Origin of the sequence: Streptomyces sp. NPDC087270 (genome assembly GCF_044744625.1) — a bacterium.
Classification (GTDB): domain Bacteria; phylum Actinomycetota; class Actinomycetes; order Streptomycetales; family Streptomycetaceae; genus Actinacidiphila.
The window spans coordinates 104,313-124,442 of sequence record NZ_JBIUYR010000004.1; the positions used below are offsets into that span (position 1 = coordinate 104,313).

Sequence of the window (20,130 nt, forward strand, 5' to 3'; positions counted from 1 at the left end):
GTCAAGCCCCCTCTGCTCATGTTCCACGTGAAACACGAAAGGGGATGTTCCACGTGAAACCGATCGATCCCCGACTGCTGCGGTACGCGCGGACCACTCGGATCTTCCTCGCCGGCTCGGTGTTGCTGGGCCTGGCGGGGGCCGGGCTGATGGTCGCCCAAGCGGTGCTGATCGCCGACGTGGTGGTCGGCGGCTTCCAGCAGGGCCGCGGGGTGGGTGCGTTGCGCGGCGACCTGATCGCGCTGGCCGCGGTGGCGGTGGGACGGGCGCTGGTGGCCTGGCTCACCGAACTGTGCGCGCACCGGGCCGGCGCGGCGGTCAAGTCGCAGCTACGGCAGCGGCTGCTCGCTCATGCCACCGCGCTCGGCCCCAACTGGCTGACCGGGCAGCGCGGCGGCGAGCTGACCACGCTCGCCACCCGCGGGGTGGACGCACTCGACGACTACTTCTCCCGCTACCTGCCGCAACTCGGGCTCGCCGCGGTCGTGCCGCTGGTGGTGCTGGCCCGGATCGCCACCGCGGACTGGATCTCCGCGGTCACCATCGTGGTGACGCTGCCGCTGGTGCCGCTGTTCATGGCGTTGGTCGGGTGGGCGACCCGGGACCGGATGGACCGCCAATGGCGGCTGCTTGCGCGGCTGTCCGGGCACTTCCTCGACGTGGTCGCCGGACTGCCCACGCTGAAGGTCTTCGGCCGGGCCAAGGCACAGGCCGACAACATCCGGAAGATCACCGACGACTACCGGCGGGCCACCCTGCGCACCCTGCGGATCGCCTTCCTCTCGTCCTTCGTGCTGGAACTGCTCGCCACCATCTCGGTCGCGCTGGTCGCCGTCGGCATCGGCATGCGGCTGGTGCACGGCGAACTCGACCTGCGCACCGGGCTGCTGGTCCTGGTGCTCGCTCCGGAGGCGTATCTGCCGCTGCGGCAGGTGGGTGCTCAGTACCACGCGGCGGCAGAGGGGCTGGCGGCGGCGGAGGAGGTCTTCGAGGTGCTGGAGACCGCGCTCCCGGGCGCCTCGGCCACGGATGCCGGCCGGGTGCCCGCGCCCGACCTGCGGAAGGCCACGGTCCTCGTCGAGGGCGTCGAGGTGGCGCGGGACGGGCGGTTGGCCCGGACCACGCTGGAACTCGCGCCCGGCCGGACGGTCGCCGTCACCGGGCCGAGCGGCGTGGGCAAGTCCACGTTGCTGCGGGCCCTGCTCGGCTTCGTCCAGCCGTCCACCGGGCGCATCCTCGTGGACGGGATCGACCTCGCCGACATCGACCGAGCCTCCTGGCACCGGCAGATCGCCTGGGTGCCGCAGCGGCCGCACCTTTTCGCCGGGACCGTCGCGGAGAACGTGCGGCTGGCCCGGCCCGACGCGAGCGAGGCGGAGGTACGGTCCGCACTGGCCGCCGCCGGGGTGGCCGGATTCGCCGCTCCCGACGACGTCATCGGCGAGGACGGCGCGGGACTGTCGGCCGGTCAGCGGCAACGGCTCGCCCTGGCCCGCGCCTTCCTCGCCGACCGGCCCCTGCTGCTGCTCGACGAGCCCACCGCCAACCTGGACGGGGACACCGAGGCCGAGGTCGTCGCGGCCCTGCGCGAACTGTCCGCCACCCGCACGGTCCTGCTCATCGCGCACCGCCCCGCTCTGCTGCCGCTGGCCGACCAGGTCCACTCCCTCGCCGCGGCGGGACCTGCGCAGTCCGCGCTTCGCACGGTCTCCGAGCCGCCCCAGGCGGCGTCCTCGTCCGAGCCGTCGCCGGCCGTGGCACCGGCTGAGCCGGCCGCGGCACCCTTCGACGATCCGGCCCCCGGCAGGCGCCTTCGGGGCATCGGCGCTTTCGTCGAGGCCCGCGAGACCCGCGGATTCCGGGTCCGGTTCGCGGGTGCCTGCGCGCTCGGGGTCCTCGCCCTCGGCTGCGCGGTCGGCCTGATGGGTACCTCGGGCTGGCTGATCAGCCGCGCCGCCCAGCAGCCGCCCGTGCTCTACCTGATGGTCGCCGTCACCGCGACCCGTACCTTCGGCATCGGTCGCGCCGCCTTCCGGTACGGGGAGCGGCTGGTCGGCCACGACGCGGTCTTCCGCGCGCTCGGCGGCGTACGGGTCGCCGTCTTCCGCAGGCTGGAGCGGCTGGCGCCCGCCGGGCTCGGCCGCACCGGTCGTGGTGACCTGCTCTCGCGGCTGGTCGCCGACGTGGACGGCGTCCAGGACCACTACCTGCGTTGGCTGCTGCCCGCCGTGACCGCGGCGGCGACCGGGATCGGTGCGGCCGCCTTCACCGGGTGGCTGCTGCCCGCGGCCGGTGCCGTGCTCGGCGCGGGACTGCTCCTCGCGGGCGTGGCCGTGCCCGCGCTGTCCGTGGCGGTGGCCCGCCGAACCGAGGACCGACTCGCGCCCGCCAGGGGCGAGCTGTCCGCCCGGGTGCTCGGGCTGTTCACCGGCACCGCCGAGCTGACCGTGGCGGGCGCCCTGCCCGGGCGGCGCGCACGGGCCGCCGACGCCGACCTGACGCTGCGCCGGATCACGGCCCGCTCGGCCGCCGCCACCGCGCTCGGCGCCGGACTCACCGCACTGGTCACCGGCCTTACGGTCACCGGATGCGCCTGGGTGGGTGTGCGGGCGGTCGCCGCGCACCAACTGCACGGCGTCGTGCTCGCCGTACTCGTGCTGCTCCCGCTGGCCGCCTTCGAGGCCGTCGCAGGGCTGCCGTCGGCCGCCCAGCAGCGGCAGCGCAGCCGCAGGGCGGCACAGCGCGTACGGGACGTGCTGGACGCGCCTGTGCCCGTACAGGAGCCCGAGCGGCCGCGGCAGGTCCCCGAGGCGCCGTATCCGCTGGTGCTGAGCGGGCTGACCGCTCGTCACCCCGGCCAGGGGCGGCCCGCGCTGGACGGCGTCGACCTGACCCTGACGCCAGGCCGCCGGATCGCGGTCGTCGGGCCGTCGGGCGCGGGCAAGACCACCCTGGCGCACGTGCTGCTGCGGTTCCTCGACGCGGAGCGGGGTTCGTACACGCTGGCCGGCGAGGACGCCGCGGCACTCGACGGCGACGAGGTGCGGCGGCTGGTCGGTCTGTGCGCGCAGGACGCGCATGTGTTCGCCAGCACCGTGCGGGAGAACCTGCGGCTGGCCAGGCCAGGCGCACCCGACGGCGAGCTGCGGGAGGCGCTGGCCGCGGCACGGCTCGCACTCGACCTGGACGCGGAGGTCGGTGAGCACGGCGCCCGGCTCTCCGGGGGCATGCGGCAGCGGCTCGCGCTGGCCCGCGCGCTGCTGGCCGACTTCCCCGTCCTCGTCCTCGACGAACCCGCGGAGCACCTGGACCTGCCCACCGCGGACGCCCTCACCGCCGATCTGCTGGCGGCCACCCGCGGCCGTACGACCGTGCTGATCACCCACCGTCTGGCCGGGCTCGCGGACGGCGCCGTGGACGAGGTCGTGGTGCTGTCCGGCGGGCGCGTCGTGCAGCGCGGCGGGTACGACGAACTGGCCGCCGTCGAAGGGCCGTTCCGCCGCACCCTGGAACGGGAGCGGAGCACGGAGACGGCCCGTGCCGCCCGGGAGCCGGTGGGGGTCTGACCCCGGGGCTGCGCGGGCCGGGCTGTCCGGGCTGTCCGGGCGATTCGGGCCGTCCGGTCAGCGCAGGTCGCGGCGCGGGAGGTCGACGGGGTCGCGTTCGAGAGCAGCGCGTTCGGCGCGTTCGGCGCGGGCGGCGAGGACGCGTTCGATGACGCGGGCCACACCGTCGTCGTCGTTGGACTCGGTGCGGTACGTGGTGGTCGCCAGCACCTGCGGATGGGCGTTGGCGACGGCGTAGGATGTGCCGGCCCAGCTCAGCATCGCCAGGTCGTTCGGCATGTCACCGAAGGCGACCACCTCGGCGGCGGTCACCCCGCGTTCGGCGCAGCACTTGGCCAAGGTGGTGGCCTTGCTGACACCCGTGCCGCTGATCTCCAGCAGGGCGGACTCGCTGGAGCGGGTGACCTCGCCATGCCCGCCTGCCACCGTGAGCGCGATGGCAAGGAACTCGTCCGGGTCGAGGGAAGGGTGCTTGGCCAGCAGTTTCAGCAGCGGCTGGGCGCGGTCGGCGGCCAGGAGTTCCTCGATGCCCGCGCGGGGCACGGAACTGTCGGCTTCGATCGCCGGATAGTCGGGCTCACGCCGGAAGCCGAAGGTGCGCTCGACCGCGAAGGTCGTACCGGGGACCGCCGCACGCAGCGCGTGCGCGATCGCCAGCGCGTCGTCCTCGGGCAGCGGGAACGCCTCGATCAGCGTGCCGGCCCGCAGGTCGTAGACCGCGGCACCGTTCGCGACGATGGCCATACCGTGCCCGGCGAGGTGCTGGGCGACCACGCCCATCCAGCGCAGGGGGCGGCCGGTGACGAAGAAGACCTCGACGCCTGCGTCCTCGGCGGCGGCCAGGGCGGCGGTCGTCCGCTGCGAGATCGTCTTGTCGTCCCGCAGCAGCGTGCCGTCCAGATCGGTGGCGATCAGCCGCGGTCCGGGGTCGGTGAAGGTCTTTTCGTAAGTCTGTTGGTGGTGCTGCTGGTGGTGCTCGTGCCTGTCGTGCTCGTCGTGCCGGCTCTGTCGGCCGGGTCCGTCGTGCCTGTCGTCCTGCGTGTCCTGCTGGTTCTGCTGCTTGTTCTGCTGGTGGTTCTCGGGCCCGGTCCTGGGGTCCGTGTGGGCCTCGGGCCGGTGGCGGGCGTCGGAAGACTCGGCTGGCTCGGTGGCTGGGGTCACTGCCCCATCCTTCCGCACCGCAACCTTGTCCCGCTCGGTGGTGCGCAGATCCGCTCAGCGGAGCCGCTGGTTCAAGCCGTGGCCGGTGTCCGTCGAGGGATCAACCGCGTTGCCACGAAGGGGTTTTGCGGGTGAATCGGGTCGAACGCGTTCATCGGGTGAAAAAGCGCTGGATCAGGCGGCGCGGGTGAAGAGCTCGCGGGTGGCCTGCGCGGCGCCGGACCGGCTCGGGGCGTTCTCGCGGTGCGGCTGGGCGCCGAGGTCGGTCGAGGCGGTCGAACCGGTCGAACCGGTCGACGCGGCGGCAGCGGGTGCGCCGGCCGCGGCGGCGAGGGCGCCGAGGTCACCGAACTCGTCCAGCCCGTCGGCGGTGCGCAGGCTGCGGGCACTGGGCGAGGTGCCGTGTGCTTCGGCGCCGATCCGCTGCTTCATGGTGGGCGGCAGCGTCCGGCCCCGGCTCCTGCGCACCAGGCGCGACTCGGCCGCACGCGGTGCGGGGATGCGGGCGCCCGCTCCTCGGCGCTTCGGCGGCGCCGGCGGGCCGACCGGGGCCGGCACCGTACTTGTCGGGGTACCCGCCGCCACCTCCGCTCGTGTCCCCACCGCGGCCCGCGCGGTGTTCTCGACGGTGGCGGCGGTGATGTCGGCGGCGACAGCCTGCCGACGGGCCGCGGTGCGGTCCGGAGTGGCGAATCCCAACGCGGCGATGCACTTGAGCAGCACGCTGAGCAGCGCGCCCCAGAACGTCTTGATGTCGGCAGCCATCGACCTCTCGCTTCCTGTTCTCGTCATGCGGTGAACTGACTAATCCGATGATGCGGAAACGAGCACACAATGCGTGGAGCCGCACCTTGGGTTCGGCGATATTCACATCAACGCCACCCGGATGGTGCAACCACGGCATTCCGGACCAGGGTCCGGGAGGCGGGCGCCCTGCCCGCACAGCCCTTGTCCCAGGCCGCCGACGACGGCTCCGACCAGGTTTTTCGGCGAGCCCGACACGACGTTCACCCGCCCGGCACACCGGCACCGAAGATCCGGGCCCGGACCCTCGCCGGTTGCCCACAGGCGGCGCCGTATCCGCCCGCTCCCAGGGAGATCCAGGGCGGGCCTCGTACTTACCGGATCGGATCGATCCCCACCCGTAGGCTCTGCCGCATGAGCATGCGCCTGAGCACTGTGATTCTGCCGATCTACCGTTGGACCGAGGGTCGGAAGGTGTGGGAGGGGGCGGAGGAGCTGGGGTTCCACGCGGCCTACACCTATGACCACCTGTCGTGGCGGACGTTCCGGGACGGGCCCTGGTACGGGGCGATCCCGACGTTGACCGCTGCCGCCGAGGTGACGTCGACGATCCGGCTCGGCACGATGGTGACCTCGGTCAAGCCGTGTCCACGCATCACGGGCTGACCTGGGGAATCGCACTCTCCAAGCCCACAAGGCTGCTGGCGCTGCGTCTCAAATGGCTCGTCGCCCCGAGTGGGACTGCTCTCCTGGGCACCAGGCAGTCCGTCCACCGACACCTGACGATCGGCCACGCTCGCTGAGAAGCCCCGCGGACCATCGCAAAGTGATGAAAGTGCCCCCACTTCTGTCCGAGTCGGCCTACGCTGCGGGACTACCGCGCTTCGGACTGCAACCGACCGAAGCGGAGGTGGAGGTGACATGGGCGGAGACCCGGGCTCGTACGTTCCTGTAGCGGTCGACGAGCGTAAGAGGCACGTGACGGCAGCGAGGGCTCGTGGCACAGCTCAGCCACCTGATCCATACGGGGATCGGGCTCTGCTGACCTCCGCCATGACGAAAGGCTACGAGGCCGTACCCGTCGCGGAACGGGATCGGTTGCGGCGTTATCTGGACGCCGTCGTGGAAGTCCGCTCAATGCCTGTGCACACCAACGTCGCCTTCAACGCACTGTATTTCGGATACGAACTCGGCGGCGACGGCTATGGCGGCAGTCCGCTTCGCCTCGACGATTTCCCCGTGATCACCTTCGGTGAGTCTGCCCCTGCGCTTCCTGTCGGAGCGATGGTGCGGGTGCACACCGGCTCGGACCCGCTGTATGCCGAGATCGTCTACAGAGAGGGGGCCCACCCTGGGACGCGTGCCCTTGGAGACGTGCCCGCCTGGGTCTCGGGTGCACCGGTCGGAGCCGACGGCCCCGGGAAGCCGGGAAACGGTGGGGCGGCACAACGTCGGGAGCTCTTAGTCCCGGACTTCCACGCCTTCGGTCCAGCTCTGAGCTTGTCGCAGGCTCAGCTCCATCGTCTGCGCACGCGCCAGCGCTGGATCAATGAGGACGCACACGTTGTCGTGAATGTCGGCTACGTGTCATCTGATGTGGCTGGGCACGATGAGTTGGCGGCGTATGCGGACCATCTCCTGACAACGGCACGGGAACAGTTGCTCAGTCCGTTCGTCCCCGTGTCACTTGCCGCATTGGTAGATAGCACGCACGACGGTGACTTGCGGGCGGGGCTGCTCGGGCTCCTCGACACGGTGCGGGGGGTGCTCAGGTCCAGCGACGTCCTCCGCACGTGGCAGGGCTACGCCATGACCCGAACCTCCCTCGCGGCCTGTTGGCGGGACACTGGGCCGCTGGGCGGTGGTGACTTGCGGTCGCTTGCTGCGGCGATCGAGAACGCAGCCACGCCAGGTAAACGGCGCTACGGCCTCACGTCGCCGATTACCGTGTACACAGCGGTCGGACCACGGCTTCGCGGGTTCTCGGGCGCCGAGGGACTACTCACAGGTACTGGGTACGCGACAGCGGTGTGTCGGGCGAACCTCGCACTCGCTGACACCGTACGAGGGGACAGCGACCAGGGCCTGTTCGAGAATGGCTCGCGGATTACACTCGACGACGCCTTCGAAGGTGGAGGTGTGTGGCGCTCACACCACCCCGGCGATGCTGAAGCCACCGGAGATCCGCTGGCTCCCAGCGGACGTGGCTGGGATTCGACGCTACCCACGCCGCTGGAGCAGGCGCGGGAGTGGGCACCGGTCGACGCCCCTCTGGCCGACGGCGCCTCTCTCGGTCCCGTCGCTCTTTTGCGGAACGACATGGAGCAGGTCGTCTGGCGGGCCCCCCTTCGGTTGGACCAGCTCATCAACGGTTGGTTCCCATTGCCTCCCCTTGTCATGGAGGAGCTTCGCTGGTCGCAGGACAGGACTTCCGCAGTCCGCCTCGAAGTCAAGCACGCCGGCCAGAAACTGGGCGAGAAGTTCGCGGTGCAGGACGTCACCACCGAACTGGTTGACAGATCAGGCCGGATAACGGGAATCGCCTGGCCTGAGGAATTCTTTCCCGGGCTGATGCTTGAGTCGCGTCTACGCCGCGGCGAGCAGGTGATCCGCATCACGACGATGCCGCTCGGCGAAAAGGTGCTCATCGGTGATCGCGAGACAGGGCACTGTTATGACCCGCAGGTGCTCACCAGAGAGGACGCTCCGGGGAGTGACCGCTACGGTGACAGCGCGATCGGGCTCGGCCCTCGTCAGCTGGTCATGCGTACGGTGCGCCGTTGCGGTCTGCTCACCTTGGACGGCCACGCGTTGATGGACCGGGCCGCATTGCCTAGCGCCATATACGGACGGCGGCCAGCCCAATCGCAGGCGGCTGCCCTCAGTGCAGCCATCTCGGAGCTGCTCGCAGGGCGACTGCTGGAATCAGTCCTCGGCAGTCGAGACGGCTGGGGGCAGGCGCATTTCCCACCGCGGGACGGTCAACGGACCGTTCCGCTCCTCGGCTATCGCCCTTCCCAACCACGAGTGATCCGCCCGTGGGCACACACAGAGCCGGCCGTTGAGGAGCCATACGGTGTCGTCCAATTCGTCCCCGGCCATCTGCGCCGACTGAGACCTGGCCACTCACCGAGTGAGGCTCAGCGTACGGCCTTCCGAGAGCATTGCCGCAGGCTCGGCAAGGCGGATGGCTGGGAGCTGCCCTACGGCTACACGTTCGTCACTGATCACACCCGCTGTCGCTGACGCAACACATTCGAGCGTCGGGCCAGTCCGGTCTCCCCGATTCGTTCAACAAGAAACGGAGTACGTGTACATGCAGGATCGCTACCGAGTCGTCACGGGGCCACCGCTGTCTCCGGCGAACGTCTCGGCCCAAGACCTCGAAGGCTTGGCTGCGGCACTCAACGCCTTGGACACCCCGGCCATCGCGGCCCTGAACGACCTCACGGTCGATATGGTGGAGCTGGCCTTCAACTCGTTGCGGCCGCGAGACCGGCAGGAGCTCCTCCGCAACCTGGGCATTCGCATGGCGGCTCCTCGACGGGTGAGCAAAGCCCTGTGCCGAGACGTCCTAACGAGAATGCGCCGCGAATCCCGGCAACACGCCTGCACGTGCGGGGTCGGCAGCCTCACAGCCACCGTGTTAGATCAACTGGTCAAGTCCGTCTTCGCACAGGCCGGAGAGGTGGTTCCCGACCCGGTGGCCCGTTGGGGCCCGACGCTCGTTCGGGCAACAGTGTTTGCGTGGTGCAACGCTACTGTCGCCGACGCGCACATTCTTACGTGGACGGCCGAGCAGGACTGGTTCGGGCTGTCGAACGACGAGATACAGGCAAGCCAACTCGCTGCAGTCGGTACCGAAGCCCGCTTGATCGTTGATGCCTACCCGGACTTCGCCCCCGGAACGCAGGAGGACGACGAACTTTCCCTTGGACGTGGCGGCGCACCCGCGAGCACCGCCGCCATAGATCCGAAAGGCACAGGCTCCGGCACTGCCACGTCCTTGCCGCCCGGAAGCCCCACCTTCGACGAAGCGGCCTCTGTGGCGTCCCCCAGCCCCCGAAGCGACGAAGAAACAGATGCAGAGGCTGCGTGCCGCCAATTGGAGTCGGCCCTCGCGCAAGCCCGGCAGGCCGCAGACAAGGTAACCCGCGCCGTCGTGGACGGTCGCCCGCCGCAGGAGGAGGACCTGGTTCCGCTCGCGGCGATCGGCGCCGTCTTCGACAGCGTTGATGCGGCATTCCACGCGGCAGGAATCGAAGGGGTGCCACGCCGCTTGGAAGATCTATCCCGAGCCGCACGCGCCCATCGCGAGGCGCGCGAGCGTGACCTCCAGACGCAGGAAGGGTTGCGCGAGTTGATGGCCATCGCCTCCCGCCCGGATGGCTCGGCTGCTGCCGCTCTTGCCGCCGACGCCGTACGCGATGCGACCCGCCGCCTGCTGGAGACACAGCCCTGGGCCGAGCCGCAACGGGAGGAAAGCGCCGCGCTCGCTGCCCTGGCCCGTCTCGTCCGACTTGGCAGGCGGGCAGACGCCGCGGCGGAGATCCTTGCCCTGCAAGAGAAGGTGCTGCGGGTGCTGCCACCTGCGTGTGCCACGGCGGTGGTCCTAGCTCATGAACTGGTTATGTTTCAGGAGGACGCCGACCGTGCGCCGTCCGATCCTGAGGGGAGCGGTCCTATCGACGCTCCCGCGGACGAGAAGGCCGCAGAGCCCGCGGCCGAGCAGCTTGTCGAATCAGCGGCGGAGACCGTCGACGCCTCGCTCGAGAAGGCCCCGCTCCTTTCCGCTTCCCGCAGGAATGCAGCTCCGCCTGCCCACGCGACGGTGCACGAGCCGGTCTCCACTGGGGATACGCAAATCACACCCAGCGTCGACACCGGCAAGGTGTCCGATACGGGCTCAGAAGGTTCTGTCCCACCGCTTGTCGAACCGGCAGACCTTCTCACCATGGGGAAGTCCGTCCGGCAGATAGACGTTCCCGGAGTGGACCATACGTTTGAGGCCGCGGTGGAACAGGCCCTGGCAAAGCTCGTCGCTGACCGACGCTTCGGGCTCGCGCACCATCTCACGCTCGTCGCCGGCGGCCCAGAGCCCCAGGTAGCGGCGCTCCGCCTCGCAGGTGCCGCCGCGTTGCTCACCTCTGGTGACAGCCAGAGCGCTCGGCTGACATCGGACCTGCTCCAGGACTACGGACGCTACGCCGGCCAGGACACCGACGGCGCTGAGCTCATCTTGCTGCCTGCACTGCTGCGTACTGCACTGATCACTGGCGACCACTTGGCAGGCGCGCAACTCAAGGCACTTGTGCCTCGGCTTCCAGACCGGCTCGGGGAGGCGGCGACCGCCGTCGCCGACCGTGCCCTCAGTGGTGCCTTGATGATCGCGTCCCCCCTTGCGGCCGACACATCTCAGAACGTGGTCCGGCTGCGCGAGCTGCGCGAACACAGCCGCCTTCTGCTCACACCACAGAGGCTGCGGTTCGCACGGGCCACGGAGATCGCCAAGCGCTGGCTTGCCCCTGTCGATGGGATGCTCGGGCGGCTGCTCGCGACAGTGGCCGACGACAACCGCGACTCTCTCCAGGATGCACGGGAGCAGGCCGAACGGCTATCGAAGCTGGCCGAGATCAACAGCGAGATCGATCGTATGGACCGCAAGCACCGCGCATCCAGCGGCAAGCCGTTGCAGGGCTCGGGACGTCAGGATCTGGTGCATCTCGTGGAGCGCGCGGTCGGCCTCGTCAAAGAATGGTGCCTGGTGGTAGACGGCAGCCGCCGCAGCGGCCGTTCCGACAGTGATCGAGCCGCCAAGGAGATCTCCGCTCTGCGCCAATCTCTGCTGGACGGCAAGGAGGATGTGCTCGCCGACCTGAAGCGGCTCGCACGGAGCTCGGACGCCATATCAGCTGCGACGGCTTGGGCGGCGCACTCTTCGATGGAGGAGCTGTTCGCCCTGCTGGCCGGTGACTCTGCGGCCTCACGGTCCGACGGTCCGGTCGACCTGGAACTCGCGCTGAACGCAGAACTACTGAAGGTGTGTGACTCCATCGATGAGCGGCCTTCGCTCGACGGGCTCCTCGCCGCTGTCGACCGGAGCTGGCATGATGCCTTCGACGAACGACTCTCACATGACGCCTTCACCGCGGCACGCGCCATCATCGACCTGTCCGTGCGCGGACTGCTTCCCGCAGCGCAGGCCGTAGAGTTCGCACCGCTATCAGACACCCAGGTCGACGACCGGGAAGCCGATCGGCGCGTAGAGCTGCGCGAGAGCCACCGCACTCTCATCGCCGAACTACACCGTGCCCAGGCTGATGGTGCCGTGACCGAGGACCAGGACCTACGCCTCCAGGAGCTACTGGCCGACGCACGCGATCGCCTTGAGGGGCCCGGCGCACACGACCTGAGGGAAGTGCGTCGCGCGCTGGACACGGTACGGAGCGACCTACCAGCTTTTCGGCGGCAGGCGGCCGATCGAATCCGTGCCCGACTTGACGCCTTGGACCTCGCCACCGAAGAACGGGACCAGGTACTGCGGCGTCTGGAGACAAACGACCTGGCCACCGCTGCCGACCTCGTGTACTTCCTGGAGATCGGCGAACCGGTCCCGGAGATCGAGGGAGGAGAGTCCCACCTGCCCGACTTCTTCCCGGCCGTGCCCGACGGTCTGCCGGGAGGTATCGACGACGGCCTGGTGGCTCTGGTGCGGTCCGGTGGGAAGCACCCTTCGCTCCCTGTCCTGGACTACGGTGACCTCTCCACTGATGAGGCGGCACTCGCCGCCGATGCGCTTGAGGAGTGGCGTGTGCTGGCCGGCGCCGAACGGAACGACCGGCTTCACGTGGCTCCGACGAGACAGGTACCGCCACTTCTCAAACTCCTCGGCTACGACGCGAAGAGCGCCAGAGTGCTCGATGACGGGTCACAGCACCGCAGAGAGTACCGACTCTTCGAAGCAACCGGAGTAGAGGTCAATGGCAGAGCCAAAGCGCCCGCGTTCGGCTCCGAGATCACGGAACAGGGCGGCAATCTCAGGGTGATGATGGTCTGGGGTCGACCGCACACCAAGGTTGTCATGAGCTGGGCGGAGCGTGACACCAGCGACGCGAGCCTCCTTGTGCTCTACTTCGGCACGTTGAGTTGCGAGGCACGCCGGGAACTCGCGGTTGGTTCGGCCCGGTTGCAGTCGTTGTTGGTCGTGGACGACGCCGCTCTCGCGTATCTCGCCGCCCGTGGAAACCGACAGGTCAGCACCACCACGCAGACACTGCTCCCCTTCTCGGGCGTTAACCCTTATATCAGGGAGAAGCGCGGTCGTATCGGTGGCGAGATGTTCTACGGCCGGGAGGCTGAGCGCAAGAGCATCCTTGACCCGCGCGGCACGCAGGTGATTTACGGAGGCCGAGGGCTCGGCAAATCTGCTTTGCTCGCCGATGCCGGCGAGCGGTTCACTGAGCAGCGCCCCGGCTATAACTTGGCGGTGTACGTGAACCTCGATCAGGAGAACATCGGGAAGGGCAGTTCGTTCGGGCCAGAGACGCTGTGGAGCGTTCTGGAACGGGAACTGACCGCAGCGCAGGTACTCGACGACAGAACGCAGGGGCGCAGAAAACGACAGGAGATCTCGGAACGGGTGCGTGCCGGCATCAGGACATGGCTGGAAGGCGACTCGCGCCGCAAGCTGCTTATCCTGCTGGATGAATGCGACCAGTTCTTCGAGGCTGACGCTCCTCGCTTCGATCAGACCAAGAGACTCAAGGGCCTGGGGTCTGATACCAAAGACCGCGCCAAGGTCGTCTTCGCTGGCTTACATTCCGTGCAGCGCTTCTCCAAGCTCGCGAGTAACGGACCCTTCGGTCACCTCGCACAGACTCCGAAGGTGATCGGCCCGCTCGCTCCCCAGTCCGCGGCTGAGTTGCTGGTCGAGCCAATGCGGGCACTTGGGCTGGAATTCAAGGATCTGGATCTCGTCAACCGTGTTCTTGGTTTCTGCTCCTATCAGCCCTTCCTGCTCCAGATGTTTGGACATCGGCTGGTTGAGCTGATGCAGCGCAAGCGGGCACGGCGAGGAATCGAGGGCCCGCCATACGAGGTGGAGGTGGCCGACATCGAGGTGGTGGAATCGGACGCCGCGCTCAGGGACGGCATCTCGGCAGCCTTCAAGGACACGCTGAGTCTCGACCACCGCTACGACGTGATCGCCAATGTATTGGCCTACCACGCTCGCCATCACGGCCTGGAAGTGCGTTTGAGCGACACCGAGCTGCGCGACGAGTGTGAGACGTACTGGCGTGAGGGGTTCGAGCAGCTCGACACCGAGGGCTTTCGCGCATACCTCTCCGAGATGGTGGGACTCGGCGTCCTGGCGCCCAACCACGATGGTCTCGGCTGGCATCTTCGCGGTCCGAATGCCCTGCGCATGATCGGTACCTCCCACGAAGTGGAGGCCCGCCTGCTGAGAGCCGAACAAGACTGCGAACTGCAGGAAAGCATTGTGCAGGAGGGCCGACCGGAATTGCCGGACGGTCGACCGGCCCCGCTGACCAACACCCAGCTCGATGACCTTCTGGGAGAGCGGTCCAACCGGACCAGGATCGTTCTCGGAACCTCTGCCACCGGAGTCACCGACGTCGCCGGAGCCCTGCGTACGATCGCCGGGTCCGTCGACGGGTGGAGCCTTCCAGCGGTCGGCAGGCCCAGCGTCTACCGGCAGGAACTCACTGGGGGACGCCCTCAGGAGCGGCGTGTCGTCATCAGTGACTTCGTCAACTACCGCGACCCGGTACGTCCGGAGACCTGCCGAGAGGCGGTTGACCTCGCAGAGACCCTGCTGCCGACGACTCCTGGGGTCACCCGCGCGGCCGTCATCATCGTCAATACCGTGCAGCTACCCCTGTGGCGCAGCCTGCTGACGGGGACCGAATCCACCTCGGCCGCGCCAGTGGTGTTGCGCCGCCACGATCGCCGCAGCCTGCGCAGTTGGGCTCAGCGTGTAGACATGTTCCACACCGAGGACCGTCTCGATCTACTTCACGAGCTGACCGGCGGTTGGCCCAGCTTGGTCGGCCAAGCACACCGGTTGCACAGCGAACTGCGGGACGCAGACCAGGCCTTGCGCCGCATGACAGAGCTCCGCATGAGTCCGGCTGAGACCCGTGCCTTTGCCGAGTCGACCGGTGTGTACGAGGACCTGCTGCTCATCGCGGCGTATCGGGCCCTCGACGAGGAATTTGAGGATCGCTCGTTCGATCTGGAGAGCGCGGTGACCGCTGTGGCTCTCAAGATCGAGGATGAGGACGAGGCGCGCTGGATTGTCGATTGCCTCGACGCCCTTCAAGTGTTCGACCATGAAGACGGTCACTTGCGTCTGGAACCGCTATTGCGCCGGTGCGTGGCGCTCAAGGGATGACCGTGGGGAGGCTGGGCTGGGCCGCCCGCACGTCTTGGCAGCCAGCCCAGCCTTCCGCAAGCGGTCAAGAGACCGAGGGCCGTGGTTCTCACGCGGTGTCCGACGGTAGGGCGGGCTGCTGGAGGGCTGAACTCAAGCGGTGATTTGCCCTGGGGCCTCGATGGCGATGCGTTCGAAGGTGGCGTGGTCGTAGGCGAAGTCGGAGTCGGGGATGGGCCAGTGGATCACGATCTCGGTGATGCCGGCCTCCGCGTGGCGGCCGGCGAAGTCGACGAAGGCGTCCAGGGATTCGAAGGGGGTGGCGCGGTCGGGGGTGAAGCCGGTGAGGAGGATCTTGGGGACGCTGTCGGGGTCGCGGGCGGCGTCGCGCAGGGCGGTCGAAAGGCGGTCGACCTGGCCGCGGATGGCGTCCAGGGACTCCTTGGGGCTGCCGGTCTCGTACAGGGCGGGGTCGCCGGTGGTCACCCACGCTTGCCCGTACTTCGCGGCCAGGCTCATGCCGCGCGGGCCGGTGGCGGCGACGGCGAAGGGCAGGCGGGGGGTCTGCACGCAGCCGGGGACGTTGCGTGCCTCGACGGCGGAGTAGTAGCGGCCGTTGAAGGTGATGTCTCCCTGCACCAGGAGGCGGTCGAGGAGTTCGACGAACTCGGCGAAGCGGTCGGCTCGCTCCCTCGGAGTCCAGGGCTGCTGCCCGAGGACAGTCGCGTCGAACCCGGTCCCGCCGGCTCCGATCCCGAGCGTCACCCGGCCGCCGCTCACGTCGTCGAGCGTCATCAACTCCTTCGCCAGCGGCACGGGATGACGGAAGTTGGGTGACGTAACGAGGGTGCCCAGCCGGATGCTGTCGGTCACGCCGGCGGCTGCGGTCAGCGTCGGGATCGCACCGAACCACGTCCGGTCCCGGAACGGCACCCGCCATGAGAGATGGTCGTAGGTGTAGGCGGTGTGGAAGCCGAGTTCCTCGGCTCCCTGCCATACCTTTCGACCTTCGGCCCAACGGTAGATCGGCAGGATCACGGTGCTCAGGCGCAGACTCATGTCCGGGAGCTTATGGCCGCCAGCACCCGTCCAGCGGTCCTTCGCGCTGCGTGGCGGGCTTGAGCCGGTAGACCTCCTACGCGTTGGTGGTCGGCCCTGTTTCGTCGAGGGCGTGGAGGTGGGCTTCGAAGTCGTGGGTGAGGCTGGTCAGGACGGCTTTGCCCTTGGCTGCTGTGGCGTGGGAGGGGTAGCCGATGACGCCGGTGTCGGTGTAGGCGCGCATGCCGTGGGTGAGGAGGAAGGGGCGGTCGGGGGCGGCGTGGTCGGCGGTTTCGTAGCCGGGGCGGACGAGGTCGGGTTCGGCGTGCAGGAGGATCGAGGTCTCTATCTCGCCGGCGTGCATGTAGTCGTGGGAGTTGGTGGCCAGGCCCGCGTGTTCGCGGGCGCGGGTCCATTCGGCCGGGGTGGGGAAGAGGGTCATGCGGGGTTCGGTGAGGTTGGCTTCCTGGACGACGTTGCAGGCGCGCCGAGGAGCGAACCAGGAACTCGCGGACTCGGTGGATCGCCGATCGCGAAGGGGCTTCGGCCAGCTCGATCACCAACACGGGTCCGCTCATGGCTCGGAGCGTATCCAGAGGGGATCGGCGACCCCAACGGAGCACCCGGTGTGCGCCCTTCGCAGAATCCGAGACGGAGTGCGAGGTGGTCACGGCTCGGGCTCCATGGTCCGTGCACGCGCGCCGCCGGTCAGATCCCGAAGAGGGGTGCGTCTTGTGGCGGGGTCGGAGGGTCGAGGACATCACGGAGGCGGGTGATGTCCTGGCGCCACCTCCGTCCCTCCGCAACGTCGTCCCATAGCTCGGCGAGTTCGGACAACTCGGCGACCACCTGATCCAAGGCTTCGACGGCGAGCGTCCAGAGGTCCGCAGGGAACTCGGGCAGCGGCTCCGACGGACCGTAGTTCGAGCTCGTGGGTACGCCGTCAGGATGTTGCGCGGCAACCAGGGCTGCCGCGGCAACGGCTCTCTCGGCGTCAGGGGTCTCCAGAAAGTCCGTGGCATCGGCGGCGCCTTTGAGGGCTCTGCGAATCACGGGCTCGCGTTTTTCCACGGCTGCCTCGTCCAGGTCGCCGGCGAAGTCGGCAGCGGTGTCGTTGTCGAAGGGGCCGATGTCCCAGGTGCCCATGTGATCTCCTCGCTTGGTGTTCTGGGGATCTTCGCACCGGCCACCGACAGCTGAAGCTGGCTGATGACAACGTCAACGCACGGCGGCATCGAGGTGCTGGGTGGTCGCTACGCTCACGCCATGTCTGACGATCTCGGCTTCACGTGCCCACACTGCGGCGACCACCACGCTCAGCTCCCCATGAGCTACTCGACCAAGGCTCCCGATGTCTGGGGCCCTGGCTTCGAGACCGATCCGGACAGCATGCTGTCGTCCGACCAGTGCGTGATCAAGGGCCAGCACTTCTTCATCAGGGGCCTGATCGAGATACCCGTGATCGGCAGCGAGGACGTCTTCTCGTGGGGCGTCTGGGTCTCCCTGAGCAAGGACAACTTCACCCGCGCCCTCGAAGTGTGGAACACCCCAGAGCGCGAAGCCGAGAAGCCGTACTTCGGCTGGCTCAGCACCGAACTCGCCCTCTACCCGGAGAGCACCACCAACCTGAAGACGAACGCTCACACCCGACCGGTTGGCAACCGCCCCTTCATCGAGTTGGAGCCCACCGACCACCCCCTCGCTGTCGAACAGCGCAACGGGATCACGCCTGACCGCGTACGCGAGATCGCCACTGCGGTGCTGCATCCGGCATGACCCCGCGTTGTTGACCGACTCATCCTCCGGTCCTCGGGACGACTATCAGGTCTGATGGTCTATCCGCTTGATGGCGAGCGTTAGTTCCTCGACCAGCGACTGGTGTTGACCCCGTTCGACGTGACGTGCCGGGCTCGTCAAGACCAATGTCTTCGCCTGCCCGAGAGCCTCGGAGCCCGCTCCGAGCAGTTCGCGGGTAACGATGATCGAGTCCATCACGCCGACGCCCCGAGCGCTCAGTATCTGCTGGATGACGGGCATGTCCATACCCGTCGCCAGCATGGAGCGAAGCTCGGCGACGAGTACCGAAAGGCGTGCAACTCGTTCAGGGGCGAGTCCTTTGAGAGCCATCTGTCAGGTCTCCTCGGCTGTCGGGTCGGGCTGCTCCACAGTGCCGCTCATGTTGAGGCCGGCGCTGACGGCCTGCTGGTCGTCGATCCCGATGTGGTGGATGAACGCCCAGGCGTCGAGTTGGCGACAGGCGAACACGGGATCGTATGCAGCAGAAGGCAGTTGAGGGATGCGCTTGCAGCCGGACTCGTCCAAGCGGTACGGCGCCTGGAAAGCGGTGTTCCACTGCAGGAGAGCAGGGGAAAATTGTTCCTCGGCCATGTCAGCTCTGATCCCGAGGTACGCGGCGACCTGCTCCCAGGAACTTCCACGCTCTACCTCGTAGATGATCGCCGAGACCAAGGCTCGCTCGGCCAGTTCGACGAGCTGTTGGGCCTGGCTGACTCGCCCTCCGAGGCCGGTGTCGGCATCTTGACGGGTACCCACGAGGCCGGCGGCACTGGTAGCTACGTCCTGGGCTTGATCGGAGAGCACGAGCCGGGCGAGTCCCTGGCGGGAGTACTTGGCACGGTCGTCGTCGTAGGGGGTCGACTGGCTCATGCAGTACAGCGTTCCATGACCTGCTGGCGCATCCCAGCGCGCGAACGCCCTCACCTACTCGCGTATTGGAGGCGGACGGCAGAATCAGGGGCCAGCAGGACCGTTGCGCTGCCGACGGAAGGTCGGTGTCCGAGGCGCGGCCTAGGGTACGGTCTCGTGGACGCTGCTGATCTTGACTACCGGGCCCGGACGCTTTCCGGCTGCATTCCCCCGCACCTGGTCTCCCGCCTTCTCGAACTCGGTCATGCCGAAGAGGTCAAGTTCCAAGCCGGCCGCGGGGAGTGGTTCTGCGCGCGAGAGCAGGCGCGGCTGCTCGGCGGGCGGGCTCGGCAAGCAGAGGCTCGGGAAGTCCTCGCCCCGTACATCGCCACCGGGTGGTGGACTGCGGTCGAGGCCGCAGCAGAGCTGTTGGAGCAGTGGGGGCGGGTCGAAGAGGCGATCGCGCTGGCCCGTCCGTATGCAGAGGGTGGCGACCGGCTGGCGCTGAAGTTCTTTGCCCTCCTGCTCGCCCGGCACGGTCGTGGTGATGAGGCGTTTACCCTGCTCAGCCCGCACGTTGCCGACTGGTTCCTGGCCGCCGCCCTGGTCGATGTCGCCGAGGGCACGGGTAGGGACGAGGAAGTCGCCGTACTGCTGACGGATCGCATCGAGGCGGCGCCCGGCTGCGGAACCCCGGCGTGCCGCCGCCACGGCGTCGAACCCGGCAATGCTGTGGGCCTGCTCGCGACGATCCGCGAACGACAGGGCCGGGTCGACGAAGCAATCGGCCTGCTGGGCACCAGGGACACCACCTCGGTCAACGGTGGCGACCAGCTGGCCGACTTGTTGGCCCGCCACGACCGGGTCCAGGAACTGCGGACGTATGCCGCGGCCGAGTACCACGGGCATGCCGCGCGGCGCCTCGCCGAGGTACTGGAGGAGGGGGGTGACATAGAGGGTGCGATCGCGGTGTATCAGCAGCCGGGGGACTCACCGGCCCGCCGCTACCACGGGTCCGTACAGCTCGCGCAACTCCTCGTGCGCCACGGGCGAGGCGACGAAGCCCTTGCGGGCATACGCGCGCTCGCTGACTCGCCCGGCGGCGAGGAGGACTGGATCGTCGACATGCTGTGCACTCTGTGCGCAGATCAGGGCCGCGCCCAGGAGGGCCTCGCCTACCTCGACGCCCTCGCAGCGCGCCGAGGCGAGGAGAGCTGGGATTTCTTCAGAATGCGGCTCCCGCTCATGGTCGCCTGTGGCCTACGCGAGAACGCGATCGAGCGGGCTCGGGCGCACCCCGAGGGAGGCACCTGGTACGCCGCCGAGTCCATCGCCGGGTTGCTGGCCGACGCCGGACGCACCGAGGAGGCCGTCGCCGTCCTCGAACGACACGCCCCTGACAGCAGCGTTCTGGCCTGGCATCTCCTCGACCTCGGTCGTGTCAAGGATGCTGTGGCGGTTCTCCAGCAGCGTGCGACGAAGTCGGCCGCGCCGCCGTCGACGGGCACGCTCGCCGATGCGCCACCTATCGGAACCCCATGATGTTCCAGCTACCTCGGGGGCTCGACGCCAGACGAGACG

Annotated in this window: 11 protein-coding genes and 2 pseudogenes; 6 read left to right on the forward strand and 7 right to left on the reverse strand. The window is 68.6% G+C overall.

Translation table 11 applies throughout. The annotated features are described in order from the left end of the window. Positions 1–53 precede the first annotated feature (53 nt). On the forward strand, positions 54–3,566 hold the full coding sequence (cydD, locus tag ACIPAE_RS09560; protein ID WP_402444062.1) for a thiol reductant ABC exporter subunit CydD: 3,513 nt from the start codon (positions 54–56) through the stop codon (positions 3,564–3,566). Positions 3,567–3,623: 57 nt separating this feature from the next. Here cydD and ACIPAE_RS09565 read toward each other — a convergent pair whose 3' ends face one another. Further along, positions 3,624–4,481 (reverse strand): Cof-type HAD-IIB family hydrolase, encoded by an 858-nt coding sequence (locus ACIPAE_RS09565; RefSeq protein ID WP_329374136.1) that lies wholly within the window; start codon positions 4,479–4,481, stop codon positions 3,624–3,626. 420 nt (positions 4,482–4,901) lie between these two features. Next, entirely contained in the window at positions 4,902–5,492 is a 591-nt protein-coding gene (locus ACIPAE_RS09570) for a DUF6344 domain-containing protein (protein ID WP_402444063.1), read from the reverse strand. A gap of 399 nt (positions 5,493–5,891) precedes the next feature. On the opposite strand from ACIPAE_RS09570, the pseudogene ACIPAE_RS09575 reads away from it, so the two are divergent. The 3 genes and pseudogenes from ACIPAE_RS09575 to ACIPAE_RS09585 form a co-directional block, all read left to right on the forward strand. Further along, a pseudogene (locus ACIPAE_RS09575) lies at positions 5,892–6,107 on the forward strand (LLM class flavin-dependent oxidoreductase); the annotation flags it as partial. A gap of 417 nt (positions 6,108–6,524) precedes the next feature. Continuing rightward, the gene (locus ACIPAE_RS09580; RefSeq protein WP_366411257.1) at positions 6,525–8,717 is read left to right on the forward strand and encodes a hypothetical protein; all 2,193 of its coding nucleotides are present in this window, start codon (positions 6,525–6,527) and stop codon (positions 8,715–8,717) included. Between the two features lie 70 nt (positions 8,718–8,787). Continuing rightward, a complete protein-coding gene (locus ACIPAE_RS09585) occupies positions 8,788–14,886 on the forward strand; it encodes a hypothetical protein (RefSeq protein ID WP_402444065.1) in 6,099 nt (2,032 codons plus the stop codon). Between the two features lie 132 nt (positions 14,887–15,018). On the opposite strand, the gene ACIPAE_RS09590 is transcribed toward ACIPAE_RS09585, so the two are convergent. The 3 genes and pseudogenes from ACIPAE_RS09590 to ACIPAE_RS09600 form a co-directional block, all read right to left on the reverse strand. Then, positions 15,019–15,924 (reverse strand): LLM class flavin-dependent oxidoreductase, encoded by a 906-nt coding sequence (locus ACIPAE_RS09590; protein WP_402444067.1) that lies wholly within the window; start codon positions 15,922–15,924, stop codon positions 15,019–15,021. A gap of 76 nt (positions 15,925–16,000) precedes the next feature. Further along, positions 16,001–16,363 (reverse strand): annotated as a pseudogene (locus tag ACIPAE_RS09595) (creatininase family protein); the annotation flags it as partial. A gap of 248 nt (positions 16,364–16,611) precedes the next feature. Beyond that, a complete protein-coding gene (locus ACIPAE_RS09600) occupies positions 16,612–17,049 on the reverse strand; it encodes a DUF4259 domain-containing protein (protein WP_402444069.1) in 438 nt (145 codons plus the stop codon). Between the two features lie 180 nt (positions 17,050–17,229). Here ACIPAE_RS09600 and ACIPAE_RS09605 point away from each other — a divergent pair, with 180 nt between their 5' ends. Further along, positions 17,230–17,679, forward strand: coding sequence for a DUF2199 domain-containing protein (locus ACIPAE_RS09605; protein WP_366411262.1), 450 nt, complete (start codon positions 17,230–17,232; stop codon positions 17,677–17,679). A 45-nt stretch (positions 17,680–17,724) separates the two neighbouring features. On the opposite strand, the gene ACIPAE_RS09610 is transcribed toward ACIPAE_RS09605, so the two are convergent. Beyond that, positions 17,725–18,030 carry a hypothetical protein gene (locus ACIPAE_RS09610; protein WP_402444071.1) on the reverse strand — a complete coding sequence of 102 codons (306 nt, stop codon included), beginning with the start codon at positions 18,028–18,030 and terminating at the stop codon, positions 17,725–17,727. Between the two features lie 3 nt (positions 18,031–18,033). Next, positions 18,034–18,570: a hypothetical protein gene (locus ACIPAE_RS09615; protein WP_402444073.1), complete on the reverse strand. Its 537-nt coding sequence runs from the start codon at positions 18,568–18,570 to the stop codon at positions 18,034–18,036. Positions 18,571–18,726: 156 nt separating this feature from the next. On the opposite strand from ACIPAE_RS09615, the gene ACIPAE_RS09620 reads away from it, so the two are divergent. Beyond that, entirely contained in the window at positions 18,727–20,091 is a 1,365-nt protein-coding gene (locus ACIPAE_RS09620) for a tetratricopeptide repeat protein (RefSeq protein ID WP_402444075.1), read from the forward strand. Positions 20,092–20,130 lie beyond the last annotated feature (39 nt).

Coding starts and splice junctions, on each gene's coding strand:
- ACIPAE_RS09570 (WP_402444063.1), bottom strand. CDS start 5,492: ATGGCTGCCGACATCAAGACGTTCTGGGGCGCGCTGCTCAGCGTGCTG.
- ACIPAE_RS09580 (WP_366411257.1), top strand. CDS start 6,525: ATGACGAAAGGCTACGAGGCCGTACCCGTCGCGGAACGGGATCGGTTG.
- ACIPAE_RS09585 (WP_402444065.1), top strand. CDS start 8,788: ATGCAGGATCGCTACCGAGTCGTCACGGGGCCACCGCTGTCTCCGGCG.
- ACIPAE_RS09590 (WP_402444067.1), bottom strand. CDS start 15,924: ATGAGTCTGCGCCTGAGCACCGTGATCCTGCCGATCTACCGTTGGGCC.
- ACIPAE_RS09600 (WP_402444069.1), bottom strand. CDS start 17,049: ATGGGCACCTGGGACATCGGCCCCTTCGACAACGACACCGCTGCCGAC.
- ACIPAE_RS09605 (WP_366411262.1), top strand. CDS start 17,230: ATGAGCTACTCGACCAAGGCTCCCGATGTCTGGGGCCCTGGCTTCGAG.
- ACIPAE_RS09610 (WP_402444071.1), bottom strand. CDS start 18,030: ATGGCTCTCAAAGGACTCGCCCCTGAACGAGTTGCACGCCTTTCGGTA.
- ACIPAE_RS09615 (WP_402444073.1), bottom strand. CDS start 18,570: ATGAGCCAGTCGACCCCCTACGACGACGACCGTGCCAAGTACTCCCGC.